Below are 21,198 nucleotides of genomic sequence, written 5' to 3'. Positions count from 1 at the left end.
AACGGTACAATCTTTTCATTTTTCTATTTTTTATGCTTGTGGTTTGCGTAGGTAACCATAGACCACACCACTTACGATTGCTCCTACCAGGACAGCAACGAGGTAAAGGAGAGCATTTGAAGTAAGGGCGATAACGAAAATTCCTCCGTGTGGTGCCATGAGTTTGATACCAGTAAGACCAACAAGACCTCCTGCTACTGCTGAACCAAGGATAAAGCTTGGGATAGCACGAGCTGGGTCAGCGGCACCAAATGGAATTGCTCCCTCAGTGATAAATGACAAGCCCATGATGATGTTTGTCAAACCAGAGTTGCGTTCTTCCTTAGTAAATTTGTCTTTAAAGAGAAGAGTTGCAACAAAGATTGCAAGTGGTGGCACCATTCCTCCAGCCATAACTGCTGCCATGGCTACAGAACCACCTGAAGAAACAGTCGCTGCAAGCGTACCTGTACCAAAGACATAGGCAGCTTTGTTAACTGGTCCACCCATGTCAACAGCCATCATTCCACCAAGGACGATACCGAGAAGGACAGCTGAACCACCTCCAAGACCGCCTAGGAAGTCATTCATAGCAGTGTTGATTGCTGCCATCGGGATGTTAACAGCTAGCATGACAAATCCTGTCAAGATTGTCCCAAGAAGTGGCAAGAGAAGGATTGATTTAGCACCTTCAAGTGAACGTGGAACTTTGACATATTTCTTGATAGCAAGAACCAAAGCACCTGCGATAAATCCACCAACAAGGGCACCTAGGAAACCAGATGAGACACCTGCAAGAGTTGAAGTTGCTTCACCACCTGCGGCATAAGGGATTTTACCAAAGGCAAAACCTTCTTTGGCAATAGCACCAGCCACGAAACCTGCTACCAAACCTGGTTTTTCAGCGATAGAGTAGGCAACATAACCTGCAAAGACTGGAAGCATCAAGCCAAAGGCTGCACCACCAATTTTCATGAACATAGAAGCTAGTTCATGGTAGGAACCAAGACTACCAAGATTTTCATTTGGAACACCCAAAGCACCGTCAATCAAGAAGGCAAGGGCAATCATGATACCTCCACCGATAACGAATGGCAACATTTGAGATACACCACTCATCAAGTGTTTGTAGAAGGCACCACCAAGACTTTGTTTTTCGTTAGAGGCTGTTGCAGCTTTTGCACCGTTTGCAGCACGGTAGATTTCAGCATCCCCAGAAAGAGCCATGTTGATCAACTCTTCTGTCTTACGGATACCGTCAGCAACTGGACGATTGATCAATGCTTTACCATCGAAACGATCCATTTCAACTGCCTTGTCTGCTGCGATGATAACAGCTTTAGCCTTACGAATGTCTTCCGCAGTTAGTTGGTTACCAACACCACTGGCACCGTTGGTTTCGACCTTAATTCCAACACCCATTTCAGCAGCCACTTTTTGAAGAGCTTCTTGGGCCATGTAAGTGTGGGCAATACCTGTTGTACAAGCTGTAACAGCTGCGATAAAGTCACCAGTTTCATTGGCAGGCGCTTGAACAGGCTCTTCAGTTTTTTCTGAAGCTTGGTCAAAAAGTTCAATGACTTGGTCAGCTGATGTTGCTTGACGAAGTTTGTCAGCAAAACCGTCTTTCATCAAGTATTGAGACAATTCTGCCAAGGCTGCCAAGTGGGTATCATTGGCACCTTCTGGAGCTGCAATCATAAAAAAGAGGTCGGTTGGTTGCCCATCTAAACTTTCGTAATTAACACCCTTGTTTGACTTAGCAAAGAGAACTGTCGCTTCTTTGACAGCAGCGTTTTTGCTGTGAGGCATTGCGATACCATCTCCTAAACCAGTAGAAGTCAAGGCTTCACGCGCCAAAATGCCTTCTTTAAAGGTTTCAAAATCTGTCACATAACCGTGCTCTGTCAAACTTTTAATCATCTCTTCAATGACAGCTGTTTTTTCAGTTGCCTGCAAATCCAGCAACATAACATCTTTTCTCAATAGGTCTTGAATTTTCATCGTTTTTCTACCTCAACTTTTTCATATGTTTCTTTAATAAATTCTGCTGTTGCCAAATCATCTGAGAAGGTGGTTGCCGTTCCGCAAGCCACTCCCCATTTGAAGGATTCTACTGCGTCTTTTGATTTGACAAATTCACCTGTGAATCCGGCAACCATAGAATCACCAGCTCCGACTGAATTTTTGACTGTCCCTTTGATTGGTTTAGCAAAGTAAGCTCCCTCAGATGTGACAAGAAGGGCACCGTCACCAGCCATAGAGATAATGACGTTTTGAGCACCTTTAGCCAGTAACTCTCGAGCATATTTCTCAATTTGGTCCAAACTGTCAAGTTTAACCCCAAAGATAGCTCCAAGTTCATGATTATTTGGTTTAACCAATAGTGGCTGGTAGTCCAAACTATCAATCAAGGTCTGTCCTTCAAAGTCACAAACCACTTGCGCACCAGTCTTGCGTGTCAAGGCAATCAAATCCTTGTAGATGACATTGCCTAGATTTTTAGCACTTGAACCAGCAAAGACAACTGTATCTTCTGCTGTCAGACTTGAAAGAATGGCTTTTAACTCTTCAAGTTGTTCGGGCTCAACAGTTGGACCCGTTCCGTTGATTTCTGTTTCTTGGTCTGCTTTGATTTTAACATTGATACGAGTATCTTCTGCCACTTGGACAAAACGTGTCTCGATTTCTTCCTTTGCCAAAGTATCTGTGATAAATTTACCAGTAAAGCCACCGATAAATCCCGTCGCTGTATTGGGAATACCCAAGCGTTTCAAGACACGACTGACATTGATTCCTTTCCCACCAGCAAACTTATCATCACTGTCCATACGATTGACACTACCGACTTGGACTTGGTCCAAACGAACGATATAGTCAATGGATGGATTGAGTGTGACTGTATAAATCATACTTCTATTACCTCCGTTTTCTCCTTAATAACCTGCAAGAGATCATGCCCTTGACTTGTGATAACAATAGCGCGTTTGAGTGGTGCTACCTTTGCAAAGCAAGTTTGTCCAATCTTAGACGAATCCACCAAGACATAGGTCTGTTTGGCATTCTCTAAAATAGCACGCTTCACAGCTCCCTCCTCCATATCAGGAGTTGTATAATAGCCATCGTCCACACCATTCATCCCGATAAAGGCACGGTCAAAGTGCAATTGGTTAATCTGGTTAAGAGCAACGCCCCCGATGCTCGCATCTGTCGCCATCTTGACACTTCCTCCAACCATGACAGTTGGAATCTGCTTTTCAACCAACTGAGCTGCATGGTGAATGGAGTTGGTCACAACTGTAACATTCTTATTGACCAATTCATGAATTAAAAAGGCTGTCGTTGTTCCAGCATCGATAAAGATGACATCTTGTTCCTTGATAAGAGAGGCTGCTTTCTGAGCCAGCAACTTCTTCTCTTGAAGGTTTTTGACAGATTTTTCTTGAATGGTTTCTTCTTCCTGCAAGGAATGAGGCAATTCTGCTCCACCATGCACGCGACGAAGCTTGTTTTCTGCTTCCAATTCATCCAAGTCTCTTCGAACCGTTGATTCTGAGGTCTCTAGCAAACTAACTAATTTTTCTAGAGAAATTACATGATGTTGATTTAACTCCTCTAAAATCAGTTGCTTCCGCTCTGTTTTTAACACCGAATCACCTCCTGTTATCGTTTACACTATTCATTCTATCACACTTTCTTTTAAAGTCAAGCATTTTTTATCATTTTCTTTCAAATTCTATCATTTTTCTTATTTTCAGAATTTTTATTGCAAGATAAGAGCCTTTATGGTAGACTATTTGAGTAAGTATTGGAAGATTACTCAAGAGGCTTAAGAGGCCGTGTTGGAAACGCGGTAGGCGTGTAACAGCGTGCGTGGGTTCGAATCCCATGTCTTCCGTTTATTTTAAAAAAGATACCCAAGAAATCTTGGGTATCTTTTTTCTTATATGCTTGTTTTATAACTCGGGTGAATTTCTTAGAAAATATCAAATAACAATTTCACATTGAGAATTGTTAAGATAATGGAAACAATATAACCAAGGATGGTATTCCATTTAGCATTGGTAAATTCGCCCATCAGTGATTTCTTAGAAGTTAAATAAATCAAAGGGAAGATTGAAAACGGAAGAGCGATTGAAAGAAAGACCTGTGAATAGACCAATAACTGATCCAAGGTTTTTTCCTGATGACCAAACAGAACTGCAACTATCATGACAGGTAGCAAGGCAAAGAGGCGAGTCGCCAAACGAATGAACCATTGAGGCAATCTCATATGCAAGAAACCTTCCATAACGATTTGTCCAGTCAAGGTACCCGTAATTGTCGAATTCTGACCACTGGCTAATAAAGCCAAGGCAAACAAGGTTGATAAGGTCGAGCTAGCTATAGCTCCTGCAATAGTAGAATCCTGCAAGGCATTATACATTTGAGAGAAGGCAGAAATCTCGGATGCATGGCCGAAAAAGAGAGCCGCTCCTAAGATCAAAAGAAGGGAGTTAACGACAAAGGCCAAGGATAACTCGAGATTAGAATCCCAGGTCATAAAGCGTACGGCTTTTCGAACATCATTTTTGTCCTTGTGATTGATTTTACGAGTCTGTGACAAGGATGAATGCAAATAGAGGTTATGAGGCATAACAGTTGCTCCTACGATCCCTAGTGCCAAGGTTAATTGACTTTCATGCCCTGGCAAAGGACTTTTAAATAAGGTTGCATTCGGTAGATAACCCTCAACGATTCCTTGGAAGCTTGGATGTGACAAGGCTACAAGATAGGTAAAAATTGCTAGAATGGTTAAAATCAGTGTTGTCACAATAGCTTCAATCTTCTTAAAGCCAAATTTCATCAGAAGCAATAAGAGAAAAACATCCAACACGGTCAAGAGGATGGCTATCATAATCGGAATCTTAAAGAGAAGATTGAGAGCAATCGCTGAACCTAGAACTTCTGCCAGATCTGTCGCCATCAAGGCTAATTCTAAAATCACCCATAGACTATAACGAAGCCATTTAGGTGAATGATGAGCCGTTGCTTGAGCCAGGTCCATCTGGGTTACAATACCAAGCTTTCCTGCCATCTGCTGAAGTTGCATGGCAATGAGAGATGAAATCAAGATAACAAACAAGAGACTATACTTATAGGAAGCACCACCGACTACACTGGTAATCCAGTTTCCTGGATCCATATAACCAACTGCGACAAGAGCACCCGGACCTAAAAAGGCCTTTAAATTTTGCCAGAAATGATTGTTATTTGGAGTATCGATAGATTGATTAATCTCAGAGAGTGACACTTTTTTATGAGAAGACATAGATACTTACCTCTTTCTAAACCTACTTTTTCATTATTTTCTATTAGAGAAAAATAAGATTGACTTTAAACTATTAAAACAATGAAAACTATATGAAAAACATTTAGTTTTTTCATTATTTTTCTTAAGGCACCTTAATTATAACAGAAAATATGATAAAAACTTAAGAAAATTCAGGACTTGATTTAATATTTAGGATACAACAAAATGTTGTATCTTTTTTTGCAAAAGAATACCAAGGAATACCAAAGATAAAAATAAAAAACGTTGATTTAACAACGTTTTACCAAGGAATGCAAAAGAATGCAAAGGAATAATGGAGCCGGTGGGAGTCGAACCCACGTCCAAACACCTGCCAACATATTTGTCTACAACCATAGGTTATGTATTATTTTAACAATCCCTCGACACATAACTCAAGCCTAGAAACTGCGAGTCTATCAATCTCTTATCAAGCCGCTAGACAAGACTTAATCGTATCTCGCTAATAATAAGACCTGTCATTGAACACGAGCAATCCAAATCGGGTCACGCCTGCTGGTTTTTAGGCAGCTAGAGCGTAAGAAGTGTTATTTTTTGCAGTTATATTTAACTGAGCGTTTACGTCGCCACACGAGTCGCAAAATATGCCTCATAATGCCTGTCGAATCCGTAACGACCCCAAAAGACAATAAAACCATTATACCTTATCTAACTCAAAAATGCAAAAAGGAAATCACTTACCTAAAAAAGATACTATTCGAGAAATTTAGCAAACTGGGAGACTAACTACAACTTTCTCAGTGCATAACTTTACGATTGTGAATAGAACTTACGAAATCCAATTAACACATACCTAAGATAAAGCTATCTGTTTTGAAGAAATTCACTAAGAAAATTATTCTAAAATACTTTCAGATGAGAATTTTCCTACTCTCTTTATTTCAATTCATTTGAGTTTAAAAACTATAAAATCAATCCTTATATTATTCGGACTACGTTTTACTTGTTGTGCTAAAATAAATAAATTTCATTCAAACTTTAATAGACTATGAAAACCAGTGGAACTTACCCTGACACGGAATTCCACTGGTTTTTCGATTTTTATCAGATTAACTTCTACTATTCTTAGCTGTGAAAATTAGTTTAGGACTTTAACTTATTTTCAATCTTCTAATCTAAAGGCCACTTCCAGTAAAGAAAAATCAGGGTTCTCCTGACTTTTACTTAGCTAATTCTCTTTCTCGTTCTTTCATTATTTTATGATTTTCATACAAACGGGATAAGAACTTAGAAATTTCTTTTAAGATAGAATAGGTTGGCACTGCGACAATCATTCCAACTACACCATAGATATTGCTTGACAACAAAAGTAAAACTAAAATCGTGATTGGATGAACCTTCATAACACTTCCTACGATTCGAGGATATAAGATATTACCATCTACCTGCTGAACAACAAGCATATAAATCACTGCAATCAGCATTCTATGGGGATCAGTGAATATATTTGCGATGATCATAGGAATCAGACCAATACTTGGCCCCACATAAGGAATTAAATTGGCTACACCAGAAAAAATAGCAAAAACTAAAGCATATTTTAAACCAATAATACTATAGCCAATATAAGCTAAACAACCTATAATGATTGCGTCAATCGAAACTCCACTAATATAGCGAGCAATCGTCGCATTCAAATTCTTTAAGAGGCCTGCAATATGCAAACGATCCCTCTTTAGAATCGTTCTTTCAAGCATGGGCAAGAATTTATGTCCATCTAGTAAGAAATAAACCAAAAAAACTGGAGTCATAATCAAAATCAAAACAGTACTGATAAGAGCTGACAAGACGCTCCCCACACTATTTGATACGCTATTTAGGATCTTTTGAAGAATATCAACATAGGATAAGTTTAACTGCTGAATTGTAGCTTCTACATCCAAATTCTGGAGCGCAGGGTAATTAGATAAGTCTATGATTAAGTCTTGTACTCGACTATAAATAGTTTGACTAGATATAATCAAGCTAGATAACTGATTAATCAAAATAGGTAAGAGATAGACAACACCTATGACCATTCCCCAGACCAAAGCACACAAGGTAATTAAAATACCAAGTAAACGATTGAGTTTACAGACTTTATTTAAGAAAGTAACAATAGGGTTTGTCAAATAATAAAGAAAGCCCCCTAATAAAAATGGAATCATAATTGTATTAAGCACGCTAACAAAAGGGTTAATCAAAGACCCCATCTGTCTCCATAGGTAAAAGATGAGGGTTAAGAGTAAAATTTCTGTGGTCCAAAAAAATAATTTATTTCTACGAAACATGAGTTACCTCCCTCACTCTATTTTACCATATTTTCAAAAAGCTTAACGGATGAATTATTAAAGCAAGAATATTTTTTTTCTTTATGATAGAATAAGACTACTATGAAAAAAATATTTTTAACTTTATTAACTGTCTCCCTTTTAGGAGGTGCTTCTACTGCTGTTGCTCAAGATTTTACCATTGCCGCTAAACATGCGATTGCTGTTGAGGCAAATACTGGTAAAATTCTCTATGAGAAGGATGCAACGCAACCTGTCGAAATTGCTTCCATAACAAAATTGATTACTGTTTATCTGGTCTATGAAGCTCTGGAAAAGGGAAGTATTACCCTCTCCACTCCTGTAGATATTTCTGACTATCCTTATCAATTGACAACAAATTCTGAAGCCAGTAATGTTCCTATGGAGGCCCGTAATTATACTGTCGAAGAGTTGCTTGAAGCAACCCTGGTATCTAGTGCCAACAGCGCCGCTATTGCCCTAGCTGAGAAAATTGCTGGCTCTGAAAAAAACTTCGTTGATATGATGCGGGCCAAACTCCTGGAATGGGGAATCAAAGATGCCACGGTTGTCAATACAACTGGTCTGAACAACGAAACTCTCGGAGATAACATTTACCCAGGGTCTAATAAAGATGATGAAAATAAGCTCAGTGCTTATGATGTCGCTATCGTTGCCCGCAACCTCATCAAAAAATACCCACAAGTCTTGGAAATCACCAAAAAACCTTCTTCTACTTTTGCTGGAATGACAATTACTTCAACCAACTACATGTTAGAAGGTATGCCTGCTTACCGTGGTGGTTTTGATGGGCTAAAAACAGGAACAACAGATAAGGCTGGAGAGTCTTTTGTTGGTACTACTGTCGAAAAAGGCATGAGAGTCATCACAGTTGTTTTAAATGCAGACCATCAAGACAATAATCCCTACGCTCGGTTTACAGCTACATCTTCCCTAATGGATTATATTTCTTCTACATTTACACTTCGCAAAATCGTTCAGCAAGGCGATGCCTATCAAGATAGCAAAGCCCCTGTACAAGATGGAAAAGAAGATACGGTCACTGCAGTGGCCCCAGAGGATATCTATCTAATTGAGCGTATTGGGAATCAATCTTCCCAATCTGTTCAATTCACACCTGATTCCAAAGCAATCCCAGCACCACTTGAAGCTGGAACAGTGGTTGGCCATCTGACTTACGAAGACAAGGACTTGATCGGTCAAGGTTACATTACCACAGAACGTCCTAGTTTTGAAATGGTAGCAGAAAAGAATGTTGAAAAAGCCTTCTTCTTAAAAGTTTGGTGGAATCAGTTTATCCGATTTGTTAATGAGAAATTATAAAAAAATCGCGGTTTAAAATCGCGATTTTTTATTACAAATTCATCTTCAAGATCCTTGATTGGGGGTAAATCTAAAAACAAATTTTAACCGACTGATCCTTCCATTTCATAGCTAATCAAGCGGTTTAGCTCAACAGCATATTCCATTGGAAGCTCTTTTGTGAAGGGTTCTACAAATCCCATAACAATCATCTCAGTTGCCTCAGATTCTGACAATCCACGGCTCATGAGATAATAGAGTTGTTCTTCAGAAATCTTAGATACCTTAGCTTCGTGTTCCAAAGCTACTTGCGAGTTGTGAATTTCATTAAACGGAATGGTATCTGATGCTGACAAGTCATCCATGATAATGGTATCACACTCGATGTGAGAAACAGACTTCTTAGAGTTTTTGTTAAAGGTTACCTGTCCACGGTAGTCAACCTTTCCTCCGCCTTTAGCAATGGATTTAGACACAATAGACGAGCTAGTATGTGGAGCATTGTGGATCATCTTAGCACCCGTATCTTGGTGTTGCCCAGCATTGGCAAAGGCAATCGAAAGCATGGTACCACGCGCCCCTTCTCCATCAAGGTAAACAGATGGATATTTCATGGTTGTTTTAGCACCCAAGTTACCATCAATCCACTCAACAGTGGCATCCTTTTGAGCTTTAGCACGTTTGGTTACCAAGTTATAGACGTTATCAGACCAGTTTTGGATAGTCGTATAACGCATATAAGCTCCATCCAAGGCAAAGATTTCTACGATGGCCGCATGCAAGCTGTTACTTGAATAAGTTGGCGCTGTACATCCTTCTACGTAATGGACACTTGCTCCCTCATCAACGATAATCAAGGTACGTTCAAACTGACCAGTATTTTCGTTGTTGATACGGAAGTAAGTTTGAAGTGGAATATCTACCTTTACACCTTTTGGTACGTAGATAAAGGTTCCACCAGACCATACTGCTGAGTTGAGGGCAGCTAATTTGTTATCTGTTGGCGGTACCAACTTGGCAAAGTATTGTTTAAACAAGTCTGGGTATTCCTTGAGGGCAGAATCTGTATCTGTAAAGATAATCCCCAATTTCTGGAACTCTTCCTTCATGTTGTGGTAAACCACTTCTGACTCATACTGGGCAGAGGCACCTGCTAGATAGGCACGCTCAGCTTCCGGAATCCCAATACGTTCAAAGGTTTCTTTGATTTTTTCAGGAACGTCATCCCAAGAACGGGCTGGCTTATCAGATGGTTTTTGGTAGTAGATCAAGTCATCAAAGTCAATCTCTGACAAGTCTGCTCCCCAAGTTTGCATAGGCATTTTTTTGAAGGTTTCATAAGACTTCAAACGGAATTCTAACATCCACTCAGGTTCTCCCTTAGCAGCTGATAGTTCACGAATGACATCTTCATTCAATCCTTTTCCTGTCGATAGGACAGGCTCTACATCATCATGGAAACCAAATTTATATTCACCAAGGTCAATTGGTTTTGGTTCTACTCTTTCTTCAGCCATAATATCCTTTCTTTCATTCTTCATTTCTACTGATTCATAAGACAAAAGAAACTTGTCTTAGTTGTTTTCTTGATTTTCGATTGTTTTCTTAAGGGCGTTCCAAGCTAGGGTTGCACATTTGATTCGTTGCGGAAATTTGGCAACACCTGACAAAAAAGCTGCATCGCCTAGTTGGTCTTGGCGTTCATCTTTTTGTCCTTGAACCATTTCAGAAAAAATAGTCGCAAGTTCTAAAATTTCTTGCTTGGTCTTGCCCAAAACAGCATCTGTCATCATGCTTGCAGAGGCAGTTGAGATGGTACAACCTGAGTTTAGAAAAGCGATATTTTCCAAACAGTCATCTGCATCAAACTTGACAGAGAGATTGATGACATCGCCACAGGTCGGATTGTTGAGACTGATTTGTTCAGCATCTTCCAACTTTCCTTGATGATGTGGATTTTTCGAATGGTCCGCTACCACTGCCATATAAAGGCTATCTAGTTTAGAAAGTGCCATTGAAAAACTCCTTTGTCTTTTGTAAGGCATCGACTAGCTTGTCGCAATCTTCCTTGGTATTGTAGATATAAAAACTTGCACGAGCTGTTGCTGGAACATCCAAATACTGGAGCAAGGGTTGCGCACAGTGGTGACCCGCACGAACTGCCACACCTTCATAATCCAAAGCCGTTGCAAGGTCGTGAGGATGAAGGTCGCCTAGGTTAAAAGCAATGACACCTGAACGTTGAGCCAAGTCCTGTGAACCATAAATGGTCAGTCCTTCAATTGCCTGCAATTTTGGAAATACGTAGGCGATCAATTCCTGTTCATGGGCTTCAATGACATCCATACCAATCTTTTCCAGATAATCCACTGCGGCAGCAAGTCCGATTGCACCAGCCATGTTAGGAGTTCCAGCCTCGAATTTCCAAGGCAATTCCTTCCAACTAGCAGATTGTTCATAAACGAAATCAATCATCTCACCACCAAATTCAAGGGGTGACATTTGCTCCAGATACTTTTCTTTGCCGTAAAGAACACCGATACCAGTTGGACCAGCCATCTTGTGACCTGAAAAGGCAAAGAAGTCCACACCCAAGTCCTGAACATCAATCTTCATATGAGGCGTAGATTGAGCACCATCCACCACCATGATGGCTCCAACTTGGTGGGCTATTTGAGTGATTTCCTTGATAGGATTAACCACTCCAAGAACATTTGAGGCATGAGCTAGGGAGACAAATTTCACCTTATCAGTCAATTTAACTCGCAAGTCATCCATATCCAAGGCACCGTCCCTGAGATAAACATAGACAAGCTCTGCCCCAGTCTTACGGCAGGCTTCCTGCCATGGAATGATATTGGAATGGTGTTCCATGACAGAAATCAAAACTTGATCTCCCTCAGTCAGAATCTCCTCAGCAAAGCGAGCTACCCAGTTAAGACTGGTTGTCGTTCCTCTGGTAAAGAGAACTTCCTTTGTAGAGTCTGCATTGATAAACTTACGAATGGTTTCACGAGCCGCCTCATAAGAAGCTGTCGCCCTTTCTGCCAAGGTATGAACACCACGGTGAACATTGGCATTGTCCTTCTCATAGTAGCGGTTAATCGTTTCAAGAACAGCTAGTGGTTTTTGTGTCGTTGCAGCATTGTCTAAATAGACCAATGGCTCATCGTTGACAATCTGGTCTAAAATTGGAAAATCCTTGCGAATCGCTTCTACATCTAACATAGGCTACCCCTTAGCGTTTTGACAATTTTTCTTCGATAGTCGCAATCATTTCATCACGAACTTCCTTGACTGGAATCTCAACGATAACGGAGCCAAGGAAACCACGGACAACCAAACGTTCTGCAGTTGCCTTATCCAAGCCACGGCTCATGAGGTAGTACATATCTTCTGGATCCACCTGACCGATAGAAGCCGCGTGTCCTGCAGTAACATCATTTTCATCAATCAAAAGAATTGGGTTAGCATCTGAACGCGCTTGGTCTGAAAGCATGAGAACACGACTTTCTTGTTGCGCATCTGCTCCCTTAGCACCCTTGATGATGTGACCGATACCATTGAAAGTCAAAGTTGCTTTTTCAAGAATAACCCCATGTTGAAGGATATTTCCAATTGAGTTGCAACCATAGTTGGTTACACGAGTATCAATCCCTTGTACCTGACGGCCACTTGAAAGAGCTACAACCTTGAGATCTGCATGGCTACCATTTCCAATCAAGTCGCTATCAAAGTCAGCAACAACATTCCCTTCGTTCATGACACCAATCGCCCAGTCAATACTTGCATCGTTGCCTAATTTACCACGACGGCTAATGTAAGCAGTGACGTTTTCACCTAGACGGTCAATCGCAGCAAACTTCACTTGAGCACCAGAACGTGCAATCACTTCGACAGTGATGTTTGCAGTTGCTTTTGTACTTCCTTCACCACGTGACTCTAAACGCTCCAGATAACTAATCTTAGAATTTTTACCAGCGATAATCATAATATGCTTGTTAAACGGTACATCGCTATCGCTGTCTTGGTAGAAAATACCTTCGATTGGTTCTTTAATCTCAACATTATCAGGAATATAGAGGACAGCACCACTATTGAAATAAGCTGTATGGTAGGCTGCCAACTTATCATCGTCATACTTGACAGATGACATGAATAATTCCTCAACAAGCTCTGGAATTTCTTCTAAAGCTGAATGGAAGTCTGTAAAGACGACACCCTGTTGAGCCAACTCAACTGGAATTTGCTCAAAAACAGTTTGCGTTCCTACTTGCACCAACTTCAAGTGGTTATCTAAAGTTGTGAAATCTGGAACATTTACTGATGGCTCGCTTTCTGTAATCGTTCCATCACCCAGATTCCAACGGTGGAATTTGACACGCTCAATAACTGGTAATTCCAAAGTCTCAATCTTGTCAAAAGCTTTTTGACGGAGGTCAGCCAACCAGCTTGGTTCAGCGTGCATTTCTGAAAAAAGTTTAATATTTTCTTTAGTCATTTACTTCTCCTAAAAGATACGAGGGAATTACAATTCTTCCTTGTAGTCGTAGCCAAGTTCTTCAGCTAGTTTTGCGTATCCTTCACGCTCCAAACGCGCAGCCAATTCTGGACCACCAGAAAGGACAACACGACCTTCCATCATGACGTGTACCACGTCTGGTGTGATGTAGTTCAAAAGACGTTGGTAGTGAGTGATAATCATAGCACCAAAGTCTTCACCACGCATAGCATTGACACCTTTTGATACGACTTTAAGAGCGTCAATATCAAGACCAGAGTCAATCTCATCCAAAAGGGCAAAAGTTGGTTCCAACATCAAAAGTTGAAGAATTTCATTTCGTTTTTTCTCACCACCAGAGAAACCTTCATTGAGATAACGTTCAGCCATTTCTTCTTTCATGTTGAGCAATTCCATTTTCTCGTCCAACTTAGTGATAAACTCACGAACTGAAATCTTTTCATCATCTTCTTTACCAGCATTCATAGCGGCACGAAGAAACTCAGCATTGGTAATTCCAGGAATTTCAGATGGGTATTGCATAGCAAGGAAAAGTCCCATACGCGCACGCTCATCCACTTCCAACTCAAGGATGTTTACGCCATCAAACAAAACTTCACCTTTGGTTACTTCATAGTTTGGATTTCCCATGATAGCGGCAGAAAGAGTCGATTTACCTGTACCATTTGGTCCCATGATAGCGGCAATTTCTCCTGTTTTCAGGGTCAGGTTCACCCCTTTTAAAATTTCTTTTCCTTCAATCTCAACGTGAAGATCTTTGATTTCTAATACTGACATGATAGTTCCTTTCTTTTTCAAGACCTTTACAGTGCTTACTAGAAACATACTAGTTGTCTCTAGAAAATACGGTAATACTCAATGAAAATCAAAGAGCAAACTAGGAAGCTAGCCGCAGGTTGCTCAAAGTACCGCTTTGAGGTTGCAGATAAAGCTGACGTGGTTTGAAGAGATTTTCGAAGAGTATAAAAGGTCAATAAATATACTTTTATAGTATAACAAAAAAAAGCCTAAAAGGCTTTGATTTTGTCTGGAAGCTGAGGGCTAGTCTTTCCTATTAAAATGCTGATCGATGACATCAACGATTTTGCCCATCACATAACTGACACGAAAATTTCTGAAGAGTAAAATTGCCCAAAAGGCTGCCATAATATAGCGGCCAGTCATCCAGGCTTCATTGAAAAAATAGGTCTCAGCAGCTGTAAACAGCGCCATAATAATAAATTGTTGTTTATTCATAAATTTATTGTATCATGAAATCTTTCTTTAGTCTTCCTCTACCTTCACTTTATCAGCCAAAAATTCAAATCCTTCTGGAATCAGACTTTCTTCTGCTTCTTTTTCAGTTTGAGAAGATTTGGCTTTGGCTGAAAAGGCTGCGCGAACTTCTTTCCATTCCTCCATGGAAATAGCTAAAATCTCAGGTGAAAAACCTGCTGCCTGACTGAGGATGTTGCCAAACATAGTGTTGAGATTGTCCCGTTTCATGGTTTGACCAGCATTAAAGTTAGACTCAAAAGCAAGAATTGCATGGTGTTCATTGGCCGCAACCGGTTGAGAACCAACCAGCAAAGCCTTATCCGGCCCACCTAGACTTTCAATTACCTCTCCCCAGGCATTCTGCAAGCGAATCAGGTTTTGACGTGCCAAATCAGGATTTTCGACAGCCTCTTGTAAGATAGATTGCACTTTATTGCGATCTACACGATAGACTGTTTTGCCCGTAGCTGGACGACTAGGAGCTGGACTTGTTGGCTTGGATACAGTTCCCACATTTGCGAGTTCTTGTTTGAGACGTGTCACTTCCTGTCTCAGCGTAGCAATTTCATGTTCAACTGCCCCAGAAAGAGCTAGTTCAGGCTTAATCTCTGCTAAACGGATGGTCATCATCTCAGCATAAATCTTGGGCTGCAAACTAGACTTAATATCTGCTAAACTCACTGTCGCTAAGCGAATCATTTCAAACAGATTTTCCTGAGGAAGTGCCAAATTTTCTACAAAGACTGGACTATGATGAGTATTTTCTCCCCCTGTTTGAACAATTAACAAGTCTCTTAAATAGTGCAAAAGGTCGGTCACAAAACGGGTCATGCTCTTACCATTATCAAAAAGAAGATTCAAGCAAGACAAAGCTTTGGGAACATCCTGTTGAGACAAGGCAGCCACATAATCATCCAAGGCTGATAGGCTAATGGTGCCAGTAATTTCTTCAGAGATGGCAGTCGTCAATTCATTTCCCTGTGTCAAACTCAGGGCTTGATCCAAAATAGACAAGGCGTCCCGCATTCCACCTTCCGCTCGTCTGGCAATGATTTCCACAGCCTCTGGTTCAGAACTGATATTTTCTTTTTCTAAGATATAGTGGATATGTTCCTTAATATCCTGTGTCTTAATTGATTTAAACTCAAAACGTTGCACACGGGATAAAATAGTAGCAGGAATCTTGTGCAATTCAGTAGTGGCCAAAATAAAGACTACATTCTGTGTTGGCTCTTCCAGCGTCTTTAGGAGGGCATTAAAAGCCCCTGTAGACAGCATGTGAACCTCATCTATGATATAAACCTTATAACGAGCAAGACTAGGGGCATAGGTAGATTTATCACGAATTTCACGGATTTCATCCACCCCATTATTAGAGGCCGCATCCATTTCAATGACATCTTCTAAACTACCATCCGTCACTGCCTGACAAATATAGCAGTTATTGCAAGGTTCGCCACCCACTTGATTGGGACAGTTCATAGCCTTAGCAAAAATCTTAGCTACACTGGTTTTTCCTGTTCCCCGTGGACCAGAAAAAAGATAGGCATGACTTATTTTCTCTTGCTCTACTGCTTGTTTAAGAGTCTTAGCCACAACTTCTTGACCAACCAACTGGGAGAAGTTTTGACTTCTATATTTTCGATAAAGTGCTTGATACATTAAGATTTTTCCTCAAACATTGTAAAGTCCCATTCCGTCTTTTCAAGCAAAATCGCGACAAATTGTTCCAAATAATCTCGATCCATAGCATCGTAATCCTCAATCTCTGAAGAATCCAGATCCAGAACTCCAAGTAACTGACCATTCTTCATCATCGGCACCACAATTTCACTTTTAGCTAGACTGTCACAAGAAATATAGTTGGGATAGGTCGTCACATCTCCAACAATAACAGTTTCCTGAAAGTGAGCTGCCTCACCACAAACACCCTTGCCTAGTGCAATACGGATGCAGGAAACACCTCCTTGGAAGGGACCTAAAACCAATTCCTTTCCATCGAACAAATAAAAACCTGCAAATACGGTATTAGGAAAACGTGATTTTATGAGAGCACTGGCGTTGGAAAGATTAGCCAAAACATTGGTTTCGCCTTCCAATAGGAAGGACAATTCTTCATTTAACATTTGATAACGTGATTGTTTTTCTGATTTTAACATAGAACTATTATATCAAAAAAGGAGCCGAGACAAAAGAAAAATCCCTTGTTTAGTAAACAAAGGATTTTGTGAATTTTCAATTTGATTAAAGTTCGATATCACCAAATAAATCAGCCATTGAGAATCCTGTTTGTGTTTCTGGAAGTTCAAAATCACGTTTTTCTTGACGTTTTGGACGACGTGGACGAGCAGCACGTTTTTCTTCTTTTTGTCCTTCTTCTTGAGCTGGACGCTCTTCAAGAGCTTTAATAGAAAGTGATACGCGCTCTGCATCTGAGTTAACTTCAAGAACTTTAACTTGAACTTCTTGACCTACTTTAAGAGCTTCTTTTGGATTTTCAATACGTTTGTGTGAAATTTGTGATACGTGAACAAGTCCATCAATACCTGGCAATACTTCAACAAATGCACCGAAGTCAGTCAAACGTTTAACTGTTCCTTCTACTACATCACCTTTAGCCAATTTTTGCTCAACGCCATCCCATGGTCCAGGTGTTGTTGCTTTAAGTGAAAGTGATACACGTCCTTCTTCTTCGTTAAGATCAAGGATTTTCACTTCAATTTCTTCACCAACAGTTACAACTGATTTTGGTGATACGTTACGTTCATGTGACAATTCAGTCAAGTGAACCAATCCATCAACACCACCAAGGTCGATGAAAGCACCAAAGCTTGTGATACGGGCAACTTTACCAGCTACAACATCACCAACAGCCAATTTACCGAATACTTCAGCGCGAGCTGCTGCTGTAGCTGCTTCAACAACTTCACGACGTGAAAGGATGAAGCGGTTTTCTTTAGCGTCAACTTCTTTGATTTTAGCATCAAATTCTTGACCTACAAAACGCTCAGTGTTACGTACGAAACGAGTATCCAACATTGAAGCTGGGATAAATCCACGAACACCTTCAAATTCTACTGAAAGTCCACCTTTAACGGCACGAGTTCCTTTAACAGTAACAACTTCTTCTTCGCGACCAACAAGTTTGTCCCATGCTTTGCGAGCTTCAAGGCGTTTTTTAGATACAAGGTATGTAACTGTATCAGTATCTTTACCAACTACTTGACGAAGTACAAGAACATCCAATACTTCTCCTACTTTAACAAAGTCATTGATATCTGCATCGCGATCGTTTGTCAATTCGCGAAGAGTCAAGACACCTTCAACACCAGTTCCAGAGATTGCAACGTTAGCTTGAGTCGCATCAACTGTCAATACTTCAGCACTAACAACATCACCAGTCTCAACTTGGCTAACGCTATTTAGCAAATCTTCAAATTCGTTCATCTAAAAAATCCTCCAACAATCAAGTTTTTCTTAAACTTGACATACTTATAATTTTTTTCCTAAGCACCCGCAAGGACATGTTCATATCATTCACGTCTTTCAATTATAAAAATAAAATACCCTAAGATATTTTGCTTTTTATCTTGATTATTACCTAAGAACTGGGGTAGCTGGATTCGAACCAACGCATGAGGGAGTCAAAGTCCCTTGCCTTACCGCTTGGCTATACCCCATTGATAAAATGGAGAGAGAGGGATTCGAACCCCCGAACCCGAAGGAGCGGATTTACAGTCCGCCGCGTTTAGCCTCTTCGCTATCTCTCCTACAATCAACATGGACTATTATATCATGAAAATTTCAAAAAAACAAGACTTATTTTGCTAAATTATAATTTTCAATCAAAATTTCCACAGCTTTTTCCAATTTTTTATAAAAACTATCGACATTCCCATTCTTTATGATGGCAAATTGTCCATCTAATTCGGCAATTTCTCCGATAACTTTTTTACCAATGGTCAAGGTATAACCTTCAAAACTGTCTTTTCCTACATTAACCTTGGCATCTGCTACTTGAATTTCGATTTTTTTATCTTTCTTACTCATTTCATACCTCTCTTCACTTTTTCTATTTTACAAGAAAATCCTAAAACTAGCAAGAAAAAACTCTATATCAGGCTTGTCTGACATAGAGTTTTATGTAAACAACCTCAATCAATTTAGCATAGCTAATAGTTAGTAAACAAGCATAATTGACTATCCTTTTTAGGTTATCAGTGAGTCTCACCACCTACTAACTGCAAATCCTTATCTTTGTAGTCTACAATAGCTTCAATAGCTACCTCTATGCCTCTTACAATATCACATAGACTCATTCCTGCAGTATTCGGCTTATTTACTACTTGTTCCATCATATATGGAATATGCATGAAACCTGCTCTCATATTAGGGAATTTTTTATCCACTAAATAAAGAGCTTGGTACATCAAATGATTGCAAACAAAGGTTCCTGCACTATTGGATACAACTGCCGGAAGTCCCTGTTTTTTAATAGCTTGTACCATCGCTTTGATAGGTAAACTACTAAAATAGGCCGATGCTCCATCAATACGAATCGGTGTATCAATTGGTTGATTGCCTTCGTTATCAGGTATGCGAGCATCATCTTGATTAATAGCCACTCGTTCAGGTGTTAAACCTGTCCTGCCGCCTGCTTGTCCAATACAAAGTACAGCATCTGGTTGATATCGTAATATTTCTGCCTCTAAAACTTCTGACGACTTATAAAAAACCGTTGGAATTTCTACCCAGCGAACTTCGGCCCCATTAATCTCAGATGGTAATAATTTTACAGCCTCCAAAGCTGGATTAATCTTTTCACCTCCAAAAGGATTAAAACCTGTAACCAATATTTTCATTTTATTTTCCTTTACTAAAATGCGAGAAAGTACATTAAGAATATGTGAATAACAATCATTACTAGCGCAACACCTGCTTGAGCCTTTATAACGCCATTCTGATCTTTCATATCCATCAATGCTGCTGGTAGAGCGTTAAAATTAGCAGCCATTGGGGTCAATAAGGTCCCACAATAACCTGCTGTCATGGCAAGAGCACCAGCCACAATTGGATTAGCTCCCAGAGCAAATACAAAGGGAACTCCAACACCTGCTGTAATAACGGTGAATGCTGCAAAAGCATTTCCCATAATCATTGTGAATAGAACCATTCCAAGAACATAGGCCAAAACTCCTATAAAGCGACTATCTGAAGGAACAATACCGCTAATCAGATGAGAGATAACATCACCAACACCTGCTACAGTAAAAATAGCCCCCAAAGCCCCTAATAATTGGGGAACAATCCCACTTGTTGAAACTTGCTGAGTCATTCGATTATTTTCTGATAACAAACTCTTAGGGTGACTATTGGTAATCACAAGAACAGAAATTGTAGCAAATAAGGCGGCAAGGCTAATCGAAATCTTGCTAAATTCTGGAATCATTTGCGCTAAGACCAACGCAAGTATTGCCATCAGCATAACTGGAATAAAAATTTTATTTTTCAATCTGTTAGATTCAATATTGGCTTTCATTTCATCTAAGGATGGCAAGGTTCCGATACGGACTTGCTTAAACAATGTTAACAGCGATAATATGATTACAATAATACCAATACTCATATTTGGCATATAGGAACCACCTATAAACGTAATAGCCAATAGAGTCCAAAATGCAGATGTTCCAAATCGGACTGGGTTTGTTTTATCTTTATAACTACAATAGGCTGTATGGAGAAATTGACAACCAATCACAATATAGGTCAACTCTAATAGTTGCTTTGCCAACTCTGTCATTTTTGTTCTCCTCCCCTAGTCTTTTCTGATGTCAATTTTTTATCAAATAAATAATTATAAATCCCCACTACAATAAGTGTTATAACAGCAACAATAATAGATGCAGAAGCAATCCCTGCATAATTACTTTCATAGCCTAACTGATCTAATGTTCCCCCTATCAAGAGGACTCCCCCAGCACCTACAAACGTATTTTGAGCAAAGAAATTTCCAAAATTTTCATTTGCAGCCGCACGCGCTTTTATTGCCTCATCTTCAACCTCTGTTAACTTTCTACCTAATTGAGACTCTGCTGCTGCTTCTCCCATAGGTTGAACCAAAGGTCTGACAAACTGAGGGTGTCCTCCTAGACGAATTGAAAAGAAACCAGCTAACTCTCGAATAAAGAAATAAACTGTATAGAAGTTTCCAACTGTCAGACCTTTAATCTTTCGAATCAAATCAATTGATCGTTGCTTGAGTCCAAAGGTTTCTGACAGCCCCACAAGAGGCAAGGTAACCATAAAAATCGTGAGCACTCGCTGATTGCTAAATTCTTTTCCCAAAATCTCCAAAAATTCAACAAGAGAAACACCTGAAACTAAAGCTGTAACCAAACCAGCTAAGACTACTGTTGCAATTGTATCAAACTTTAAAATAAAACCCACAACAATGATTGCTATTCCTATTAGTTTAATCCACTCCATATCAAACT

19 protein-coding genes, 3 tRNA genes and 1 other RNA gene are annotated in these 21,198 nt (G+C 39.9%); 2 read left to right on the top strand and 21 right to left on the bottom strand.

The window, feature by feature from the left end:
• Window positions 1-30: 30 nt before the first annotated feature.
• From HT728_RS03775 to HT728_RS03765, 3 genes are read right to left on the bottom strand one after another with little or no spacing between them, the layout of a single operon-like run.
• A complete protein-coding gene (locus HT728_RS03775; RefSeq protein WP_173233847.1) occupies window positions 31-1,983 on the bottom strand; it encodes a fructose-specific PTS transporter subunit EIIC in 1,953 nt (650 codons plus the stop codon).
• The gene (gene pfkB / locus HT728_RS03770; protein WP_173233845.1) at window positions 1,980-2,891 is read right to left on the bottom strand and encodes a 1-phosphofructokinase; all 912 of its coding nucleotides are present in this window, start codon (window positions 2,889-2,891) and stop codon (window positions 1,980-1,982) included. Before pfkB ends, HT728_RS03775 begins: the two co-directional genes overlap by 4 nt.
• The gene (locus HT728_RS03765) at window positions 2,888-3,628 is read right to left on the bottom strand and encodes a DeoR family transcriptional regulator (protein WP_173217557.1); all 741 of its coding nucleotides are present in this window, start codon (window positions 3,626-3,628) and stop codon (window positions 2,888-2,890) included. The genes pfkB and HT728_RS03765 overlap by 4 nt, the downstream gene beginning before the upstream one ends.
• A 161-nt stretch (window positions 3,629-3,789) precedes the next feature.
• On the opposite strand from HT728_RS03765, the gene HT728_RS03760 reads away from it, so the two are divergent.
• Window positions 3,790-3,877 (top strand) — tRNA-Ser (locus HT728_RS03760).
• 78 nt (window positions 3,878-3,955) lie between these two features.
• Here HT728_RS03760 and HT728_RS03755 read toward each other — a convergent pair.
• The 3 genes from HT728_RS03755 to cozE form a co-directional block, all read right to left on the bottom strand.
• Window positions 3,956-5,290, bottom strand: a complete 1,335-nt coding sequence (locus HT728_RS03755; protein ID WP_155459215.1) for an Nramp family divalent metal transporter — start codon at window positions 5,288-5,290, stop codon at window positions 3,956-3,958.
• A gap of 314 nt (window positions 5,291-5,604) precedes the next feature.
• Window positions 5,605-5,952, bottom strand: a transfer-messenger RNA (tmRNA) gene (ssrA, locus tag HT728_RS03750).
• 540 nt (window positions 5,953-6,492) lie between these two features.
• Window positions 6,493-7,602 carry a cell elongation protein CozE gene (cozE, locus tag HT728_RS03745; protein WP_164225969.1) on the bottom strand — a complete coding sequence of 370 codons (1,110 nt, stop codon included), beginning with the start codon at window positions 7,600-7,602 and terminating at the stop codon, window positions 6,493-6,495.
• Between the two features lie 102 nt (window positions 7,603-7,704).
• Here cozE and pbp3 point away from each other — a divergent pair, with 102 nt between their 5' ends.
• Window positions 7,705-8,946: a D-alanyl-D-alanine carboxypeptidase PBP3 gene (gene pbp3, locus HT728_RS03740; protein ID WP_173217559.1), complete on the top strand. Its 1,242-nt coding sequence runs from the start codon at window positions 7,705-7,707 to the stop codon at window positions 8,944-8,946.
• Between the two features lie 83 nt (window positions 8,947-9,029).
• Here the strand turns inward: pbp3 and sufB are convergent, their stop codons facing one another.
• From sufB to HT728_RS03665, 15 genes are all read right to left on the bottom strand, one after another.
• A complete protein-coding gene (gene sufB / locus HT728_RS03735; protein WP_000797050.1) occupies window positions 9,030-10,442 on the bottom strand; it encodes a Fe-S cluster assembly protein SufB in 1,413 nt (470 codons plus the stop codon).
• 57 nt (window positions 10,443-10,499) lie between these two features.
• Window positions 10,500-10,940, bottom strand: coding sequence for a Fe-S cluster assembly sulfur transfer protein SufU (sufU, locus tag HT728_RS03730; protein ID WP_173214244.1), 441 nt, complete (start codon window positions 10,938-10,940; stop codon window positions 10,500-10,502).
• Entirely contained in the window at window positions 10,927-12,153 is a 1,227-nt protein-coding gene (locus tag HT728_RS03725) for a cysteine desulfurase (RefSeq protein WP_173233843.1), read from the bottom strand. Before HT728_RS03725 ends, sufU begins: the two co-directional genes overlap by 14 nt.
• Before the next feature lie 10 nt (window positions 12,154-12,163).
• Entirely contained in the window at window positions 12,164-13,426 is a 1,263-nt protein-coding gene (sufD, locus tag HT728_RS03720) for a Fe-S cluster assembly protein SufD (protein WP_101514360.1), read from the bottom strand.
• Window positions 13,427-13,453: 27 nt separating this feature from the next.
• Entirely contained in the window at window positions 13,454-14,224 is a 771-nt protein-coding gene (gene sufC / locus HT728_RS03715) for a Fe-S cluster assembly ATPase SufC (RefSeq protein WP_024478459.1), read from the bottom strand.
• A gap of 264 nt (window positions 14,225-14,488) precedes the next feature.
• Entirely contained in the window at window positions 14,489-14,683 is a 195-nt protein-coding gene (locus HT728_RS03710; protein WP_001041547.1) for a DUF3272 domain-containing protein, read from the bottom strand.
• A 27-nt stretch (window positions 14,684-14,710) separates the two neighbouring features.
• Window positions 14,711-16,366 (bottom strand): DNA polymerase III subunit gamma/tau, encoded by a 1,656-nt coding sequence (dnaX, locus tag HT728_RS03705; RefSeq protein WP_050222942.1) that lies wholly within the window; start codon window positions 16,364-16,366, stop codon window positions 14,711-14,713.
• Window positions 16,366-16,863, bottom strand: a complete 498-nt coding sequence (locus HT728_RS03700; protein WP_120007857.1) for a GAF domain-containing protein — start codon at window positions 16,861-16,863, stop codon at window positions 16,366-16,368. Before HT728_RS03700 ends, dnaX begins: the two co-directional genes overlap by 1 nt.
• 85 nt (window positions 16,864-16,948) lie before the next feature.
• Entirely contained in the window at window positions 16,949-18,151 is a 1,203-nt protein-coding gene (gene rpsA / locus HT728_RS03695; protein ID WP_173233841.1) for a 30S ribosomal protein S1, read from the bottom strand.
• 161 nt (window positions 18,152-18,312) lie between these two features.
• Window positions 18,313-18,384: transfer RNA gene (locus HT728_RS03690), tRNA-Gln, on the bottom strand.
• A gap of 9 nt (window positions 18,385-18,393) precedes the next feature.
• Window positions 18,394-18,474: transfer RNA gene (locus HT728_RS03685), tRNA-Tyr, on the bottom strand.
• 49 nt (window positions 18,475-18,523) lie between these two features.
• Window positions 18,524-18,754: a DUF2969 domain-containing protein gene (locus HT728_RS03680; RefSeq protein WP_000037113.1), complete on the bottom strand. Its 231-nt coding sequence runs from the start codon at window positions 18,752-18,754 to the stop codon at window positions 18,524-18,526.
• A gap of 167 nt (window positions 18,755-18,921) precedes the next feature.
• Window positions 18,922-19,566: a pyroglutamyl-peptidase I gene (gene pcp / locus HT728_RS03675; protein ID WP_000699369.1), complete on the bottom strand. Its 645-nt coding sequence runs from the start codon at window positions 19,564-19,566 to the stop codon at window positions 18,922-18,924.
• Window positions 19,567-19,580: 14 nt separating this feature from the next.
• Window positions 19,581-20,504 carry a DUF979 domain-containing protein gene (locus HT728_RS03670; protein ID WP_120007861.1) on the bottom strand — a complete coding sequence of 308 codons (924 nt, stop codon included), beginning with the start codon at window positions 20,502-20,504 and terminating at the stop codon, window positions 19,581-19,583.
• Window positions 20,501-21,190: a DUF969 domain-containing protein gene (locus tag HT728_RS03665; RefSeq protein ID WP_057487179.1), complete on the bottom strand. Its 690-nt coding sequence runs from the start codon at window positions 21,188-21,190 to the stop codon at window positions 20,501-20,503. Before HT728_RS03665 ends, HT728_RS03670 begins: the two co-directional genes overlap by 4 nt.
• Window positions 21,191-21,198 lie beyond the last annotated feature (8 nt).

The organism is Streptococcus sp. 544 (assembly GCF_013277385.1).
GTDB classification, from domain to species: Bacteria; Bacillota; Bacilli; order Lactobacillales; family Streptococcaceae; genus Streptococcus; species Streptococcus mitis_BA.
The sequence above is the reverse complement of the archived record's forward strand: the minus strand, read 5'-3'. Positions and strand labels throughout refer to the sequence as shown.

Bases quoted from the DNA above. Each gene is read 5' to 3' on its own strand.
- rpsA (WP_173233841.1), bottom strand. From the start codon at position 18,151: ATGAACGAATTTGAAGATTTGCTAAATAGCGTTAGCCAAGTTGAGACT.
- dnaX (WP_050222942.1), bottom strand. From the start codon at position 16,366: ATGTATCAAGCACTTTATCGAAAATATAGAAGTCAAAACTTCTCCCAG.
- HT728_RS03670 (WP_120007861.1), bottom strand. From the start codon at position 20,504: ATGACAGAGTTGGCAAAGCAACTATTAGAGTTGACCTATATTGTGATT.
- HT728_RS03775 (WP_173233847.1), bottom strand. From the start codon at position 1,983: ATGAAAATTCAAGACCTATTGAGAAAAGATGTTATGTTGCTGGATTTG.
- HT728_RS03710 (WP_001041547.1), bottom strand. From the start codon at position 14,683: ATGAATAAACAACAATTTATTATTATGGCGCTGTTTACAGCTGCTGAG.
- sufU (WP_173214244.1), bottom strand. From the start codon at position 10,940: ATGGCACTTTCTAAACTAGATAGCCTTTATATGGCAGTGGTAGCGGAC.
- cozE (WP_164225969.1), bottom strand. From the start codon at position 7,602: ATGTTTCGTAGAAATAAATTATTTTTTTGGACCACAGAAATTTTACTC.
- HT728_RS03680 (WP_000037113.1), bottom strand. From the start codon at position 18,754: ATGAGTAAGAAAGATAAAAAAATCGAAATTCAAGTAGCAGATGCCAAG.
- HT728_RS03700 (WP_120007857.1), bottom strand. From the start codon at position 16,863: ATGTTAAAATCAGAAAAACAATCACGTTATCAAATGTTAAATGAAGAA.
- pbp3 (WP_173217559.1), top strand. From the start codon at position 7,705: ATGAAAAAAATATTTTTAACTTTATTAACTGTCTCCCTTTTAGGAGGT.
- HT728_RS03755 (WP_155459215.1), bottom strand. From the start codon at position 5,290: ATGTCTTCTCATAAAAAAGTGTCACTCTCTGAGATTAATCAATCTATC.
- HT728_RS03665 (WP_057487179.1), bottom strand. From the start codon at position 21,190: ATGGAGTGGATTAAACTAATAGGAATAGCAATCATTGTTGTGGGTTTT.
- pcp (WP_000699369.1), bottom strand. From the start codon at position 19,566: ATGAAAATATTGGTTACAGGTTTTAATCCTTTTGGAGGTGAAAAGATT.
- sufC (WP_024478459.1), bottom strand. From the start codon at position 14,224: ATGTCAGTATTAGAAATCAAAGATCTTCACGTTGAGATTGAAGGAAAA.
- sufD (WP_101514360.1), bottom strand. From the start codon at position 13,426: ATGACTAAAGAAAATATTAAACTTTTTTCAGAAATGCACGCTGAACCA.
- pfkB (WP_173233845.1), bottom strand. From the start codon at position 2,891: ATGATTTATACAGTCACACTCAATCCATCCATTGACTATATCGTTCGT.
- sufB (WP_000797050.1), bottom strand. From the start codon at position 10,442: ATGGCTGAAGAAAGAGTAGAACCAAAACCAATTGACCTTGGTGAATAT.
- HT728_RS03725 (WP_173233843.1), bottom strand. From the start codon at position 12,153: ATGTTAGATGTAGAAGCGATTCGCAAGGATTTTCCAATTTTAGACCAG.